The organism is Streptomyces sp. NPDC048361 (assembly GCF_040651795.1).
In the GTDB taxonomy this organism is placed as follows: Bacteria; Actinomycetota; Actinomycetes; order Streptomycetales; family Streptomycetaceae; genus Streptomyces.
In genome coordinates this window covers 1-5,003 of the sequence record NZ_JBEZKW010000126.1, presented here as the reverse complement: position 1 = coordinate 5,003, position 5,003 = coordinate 1, and the positions used below count along the sequence as shown (strand labels likewise).

The following is a 5,003-nucleotide window of genomic DNA, read 5'->3' as shown; positions in this document are numbered from 1 at the left end:
CGTCTTGCCAGAAGAGTCGACGAGCGCGATCGCGTCCCGCTTGAACTCCTCGGTGTACCGCTTCGTGTACTTGTTTCCCACCTGGTGCTACTTCCCCTGGAACCTCAGGTCCCAGTCTCCAGGTGTCCACCATCAAGGGGAAGCTTCACCCTTGGGGATCATCCCGTTCACCGCGCAGCGCATCGTGTGGCCGCTGGAGGCGTTCTACCTCCACGACGACACCGTGGCCGTGGTGGAGACGCTGACGGCGGAGAGCAAGGTGACGCAGCCGCGCGAACTCGCCTGGTGGCCCATGCGAGCGCCCAGGCCAATGCCGATCAGTGATCTTCGCTGTCTATTTGACCGAGCGCCAAGCAGCGCGTGCTAACAGCGGTGCCTGGCTCCCGTGAGCCTTGCGACATCCTCACCGCCGGACTGACCGCTCACACGAACCCAGCTTTTGAAAGAGGCCCCAGAAGACAGGCCCGGTCAGGGGACGTCAGCCTGCGGCGGGAGAGGCTGCGTGCTGGAGAGCGGCGAGGATGTCGGTCGGTTCGGCGCGGGTGGTGTAGTCGCTGTTCACGAATGCCCAGATGATAGTGCCGGTGGGGTCGATGACGTAGGTGGCGGGCAGTGGCAGGGTGCGGGCGTGGCCACCGTTGACGTGTTGCAGGTCGAAGCCGAGCTTGTCGTAGACGGCGGCGAGGTCGACGGGCAGGTCGAAGGCTAGGCCGTAGGACGTGGCGACGGCGGATCCGACGTCGCTGAGGACGTCGAAGGCGAGCGCGTGCTTCTCGGTGAGGGAGAGTGACGCGTCCGGGATCTGCGGGGAGACTGCGACCAGGTGGGCGCCGCGGTCGGTGATGGCGTCGTGGTGTTGCTGCAGGGCGCGCAGCGTGATGTTGCAGTACGGGCACCAGGCGCCGCGGTAGAAGGTGAGCACGACCGGGCCGCGGGTGAGCAGCTCGCTGAGCGTGACAGTGGTGCCGGTGGCGGTGGGCAGGGTGAAGTCGGGCGCCTGGGCGCCGGGGGCGAGGGCGCGGCCGGCCTGGCCCGAGGCGGCGAGCTCGGAACCGGCCCGCTGCATGATCTTGCGTACCTCAGCGGGGATCTGCTGCTGGCGGGCCTCGTAGAAGGCACGTAGTTCAGAGTTGAGGGACATTGGCGTGACCTTCCGGGGCGCTGGGAACGCGGCACCGACCACCTCGGGCCGGGACCGGAACCACGTAACTTGGAACGACTGTTTCAGGTTAACGGCAGGCGGGGCTTGCTGCCAACTCGTCGTGCGGTACTGGTACTTACAGGGTGGTGAACGGGCTGTGGTCGGCGAGTGCCAAGGCGCGGATGAATGCTGCTGCCCTGACCGCCCGGCGGGCCAGGAAGCGGCGGACCGGCGAGCTGTGCGAGCCGTATGCCGCCGTCCACAGTGCGGGTATCCGGTTCATGCGCCCCAGGGCGGGAGCAGGGGGACTGCGTGTATCGGATCCTGGACGAACCTGGACGGGCAGCTGTTTGCGGGGCTGTACCGGCTGTACCGGCAGGCCGCACGGAGCTATCTTGGAACCCCTATTTCAAGTTGGGGAGGTGGCCATGCCGGACGTCAAGCACTTCGACCCGGATGCGGCGCTGGAGATCGTGCTGCGGCTGTTCTGGCAGCAGGGCGTGGCCTCGACCGGAATCCAGGATGTGGTGGCCGCGACCGGCCTCAATCGCTCCAGCCTGTACGCGACCTTCGGTGGCAAGCAGGAGCTGTATCTGGCCGCGCTCAACCGCTACCTCGAGCACCGCTCGCAGCCGATGTTCAGCAAGCTCGCCAAGGATGAGCGGGGCCTGCCGGCCGTCGAGGAGTTCTTCGCCGGGCTGATTACAGCGCGCTGCTCGGGTGCGTACGCGCGCTGGGGCTGCATGGTCTCCAACGCGCACGCCGGTGCGGAGAACGGTGACAAGGGGGTGGCTCGGCTCCTGAACCAGCACCACCGAGAGCTGCGGGAGGCACTGCGCGCCGCGCTGGTGACAGCGCAGGCGCGGGGGCAACTCGCTCAGAGCGCCGATCCGGCAGCGGCGGCCGACGTGCTGGCGCTGGTCGCCTATGGGGTGAATCTGCGTTCCCGTGCCGGGGCGAGTGCCCGCGCTCTCAAGCAGAGCGTCACCACCGCCCTGACATCGATCGGGGCCCCTGCGCCGGAGGCCACCTAACTCCTCGGGTGCACGTCGCGGCGCGGGTGAAGCGGACGAGGAGTCCTCGTCCGCCCGTCCGTGCGCGCCCCATTCTCAGTGCGTGGGCCCTGGCACGGGCTGGGGGCGCTCCACCTGTACTCCCGTCTCGCCGGCGTCGGCCGTGTAGTCCGACGGCGAGGTCTCGTCGATGCCTTCCGGTGCCTTCGCGATCTTCAAGGCGACCGTCAGGACTACCGTGATAACCGCATTCATGATGAACGCCGTGATGCCGATGTAGCCGACCGCGCCGATGCCCGGGATCTCTCTTGCGGAGCCGCCGAAGTGGGCCTGTGTCGGGGAGGCGACGTCATACGCGGCGACGGTCCCGTAGATCATGCCGACGGCCCAGCCGGCGAGCAGTGCCCAACGGTGGAACCAGCGAGTGAACAGGCCGCCGACCAGGGCGGGGAAGGTCTGCAGGATCCAGATGCCGCCGAGCAGCTGGAAGTTGATGGCGACCGTCTTGTCCATGGTGAGGACGAAGGCCAGGGCGCCGACCTTCACCAGCAGTGACACGAGCTTGGGGACCTTGGTCTCCTGCGCTGGGGTCGCGTCGCGCCTGATGAGGTCTCTGTAGATGTTGCGCGTGAACAGATTCGCCGCGGCGATCGACATGATGGCCGCCGGGACGAGTGCGCCGATGCCGATGGCGGCGAACGCGACGCCTGCGAACCAGTCGGGGAACATGTCCTCGAAGAGCTGCGGGATCGCCAACCGGCCGTTCTGCACGTTGACTCCGGCCTCGATCACCATGAAGCCGAGAAGCGCGAGCAGGCCCAGCATCAGGTGTAAAGGGGCATGACGGTGGTGCTGCGGCGGATCACGTTACGGCCTTTCGAGGACAGGGTCGCGGTGATCGAGTGCGGGTACATGAACATCGCCATCGCGGAACCAAGTGCGAGGGTGGCGTAGGTCCACTGGGCTTTGGGCTCGCTGATGAGTGAGCCGCGGGGGGCGCCGGCGGCCGGGTTGGTCTGGGTGAAGGCGTGTTCGGCGGCCGTGAAGACGGCATCGAACCCGCCGAGCTTGATCGGGATGTAGATGACGGCGACGGTGATGACGAGGTAGATCAGCGCGTCCTTGACGAACGCAATCATGGCGGGCGCGCGCAGTCCGGCGGAGTAGGTATAGGCGGCCAGCACGGCGAAGGCGATGAGCAGCGGCAGGTCCTTGACGAACCAGTTCGTGTTCTCCCCGCCCCCGATGCCGAGCACGTCCAGCACGGCCTGGATGCCGACGAGCTGCAGAGCGATGTAGGGCATCAGGGCGAGAATGCCGGTGAAAGCGACCGCGAGTGAGAGGCTTTTGGAGCCGAAGCGGCGGCGCACGAAGTCGGCGGTGGTGACGTAGCCGTGGCGGTGCGAGACAGACCACAGCCGGGGCGGGAACGTAAAGATCAGCGGATACACGAGGATTGTGTAGGGCACCGCGAAGAAGCCTGACGCGCCGGCGGCGTAGATCGCGGCCGGGACGGCGACGAAGGTGTAGGCGGTGTAGACGTCGCCGCCGAGCAGGAACCAAGTGATCCAAGTGCCGAACGAGCGGCCGCCCAATCCCCATTCATCCAGGGATATCTCGTCGTTGGGTTTGCGCCAGCGCGCGGCGAGAAAGCCCATGACCGTCACGGCGAGGAAGAAGACGATGAACACGGCCAGTGCGACCCTGTTGACGCCGCTGTTCATGGGGCCTCACTCCCCCTGCGGCGCAGGACGGTTGCGGGCACGGTAGCTCCGATCGCTAGGCGCGGGTGGCCGCTCGGTGCGGCAATTGGCTATGGCTGGGCAGGCGCGGGCTCGTCGTGCAGCAAACCGTCGAGTTCGGCATCGAGGCCGGATCCTTCCTCCGGGGTGTGGGCAATGTGCGGGTTGCTTCCGCGGGCCAGGACCGCGATGCCGGCGGCGGCCATGGGCAGGGCGACGAAGAGCGCGGCGGTGCGCATGCCTCCAGGGGCGGAGAGGACGAGCGCGATCAGGGGCGGGCCGAAGGCCCCGCCGGACTTGCCGACGGCGGCGACCCAGCCACCGGCGGTGCCGCGGATCGCGGTGGGAAGGATTTCGGCAGTGTAAGGGCCTAGCAGAGCGATGACCCCGGCCGTTTCGGCAAACAGCAGCATGACGATGCCCAGGGTTAGCGGGCCGTTGTCCTCGAGACCGAGGACCGCCAGGGCTAGCCGGGCTGTGCGCGCGATCGCCGACGCGCCAGCGGCCCATCTCGATCAGGTCCTCGATCACGCGGCGGAGCTGGGCAGCGGTGACCTCAACGACTCGTCCTCGGGGCCGAGGCGGACGGCGTCCAAGAGCTGGCACCAGGACGTCCGGCCCGATTCGAGGGCGGCGACGAACGAGTAGGGCCAGCCGGGGATGAACTGGTCCGAGGACCGTCTGCTGCGGCCGTAGACATGGCAGAACAGACGGTCCGCGCTGGTCGGCGCGTCCGGGCGGAGCCAGTTGCTGACGTCGACCGCTAGGACCAGGCGCCCGTCGGCGGCCCGCGGCGTCGGCAGACCGGCCAGCACCTGTCGCAGCCGGGGCACATCGACGCTCCCGCAGTTCAACGCCTCGTACATCGCGCCGTGTCCACGCCGGTGTTCGGCCACCAGTGTGAGGTCCACCAGCGAGGTCACCGGACCGTCCGCACACAGCAACGCGTCGACGAGCTCGAACAATTCGTCCCCGCGCGCGGTCGGGCAGTCGAATAAGTCCTCCCGGATTCCTACTGACCTTCAAAGCGTGGTGTCGTAGGGGCTGACGGACCATGATCCCTGCGGTACGCCAAGTGCATGAGGTATGCGCAAGGGGGCGGGCTGA

4 protein-coding genes and 3 pseudogenes are annotated in these 5,003 nt (G+C 67.6%); 2 read left to right on the top strand and 5 right to left on the bottom strand.

Annotated elements, in window-relative coordinates:
* Positions 1-367: pseudogene (locus tag AB0D31_RS34520) on the top strand (hypothetical protein); the annotation flags it as partial.
* A 111-nt stretch (positions 368-478) separates the two neighbouring features.
* Here the strand turns inward: AB0D31_RS34520 and AB0D31_RS34515 are convergent.
* Together AB0D31_RS34515 and AB0D31_RS34510 are read right to left on the bottom strand one after the other, a co-directional pair.
* Positions 479-1,141, bottom strand: a complete 663-nt coding sequence (locus AB0D31_RS34515; protein WP_362730836.1) for a peroxiredoxin-like family protein — start codon at positions 1,139-1,141, stop codon at positions 479-481.
* 136 nt (positions 1,142-1,277) lie between these two features.
* Complete coding sequence (locus AB0D31_RS34510; protein WP_362730833.1) at positions 1,278-1,424, bottom strand: hypothetical protein; 147 nt, start codon at positions 1,422-1,424, stop codon at positions 1,278-1,280.
* Positions 1,425-1,569: 145 nt separating this feature from the next.
* Between AB0D31_RS34510 and AB0D31_RS34505 the strand changes: the two genes are divergently transcribed.
* Positions 1,570-2,175: a TetR/AcrR family transcriptional regulator gene (locus AB0D31_RS34505; protein ID WP_362730830.1), complete on the top strand. Its 606-nt coding sequence runs from the start codon at positions 1,570-1,572 to the stop codon at positions 2,173-2,175.
* 75 nt (positions 2,176-2,250) lie between these two features.
* Here the strand turns inward: AB0D31_RS34505 and mctP are convergent.
* The 3 genes and pseudogenes from mctP to AB0D31_RS34490 form a co-directional block, all read right to left on the bottom strand.
* Positions 2,251-3,878: pseudogene (mctP, locus tag AB0D31_RS34500) on the bottom strand (monocarboxylate uptake permease MctP).
* An 89-nt stretch (positions 3,879-3,967) separates the two neighbouring features.
* Positions 3,968-4,309, bottom strand: coding sequence for a hypothetical protein (locus tag AB0D31_RS34495; RefSeq protein WP_362730828.1), 342 nt, complete (start codon positions 4,307-4,309; stop codon positions 3,968-3,970).
* Positions 4,310-4,379: 70 nt separating this feature from the next.
* A pseudogene (locus AB0D31_RS34490) lies at positions 4,380-4,906 on the bottom strand (transposase); the annotation flags it as partial.
* Between the last annotated feature and the right edge of the window lie 97 nt (positions 4,907-5,003).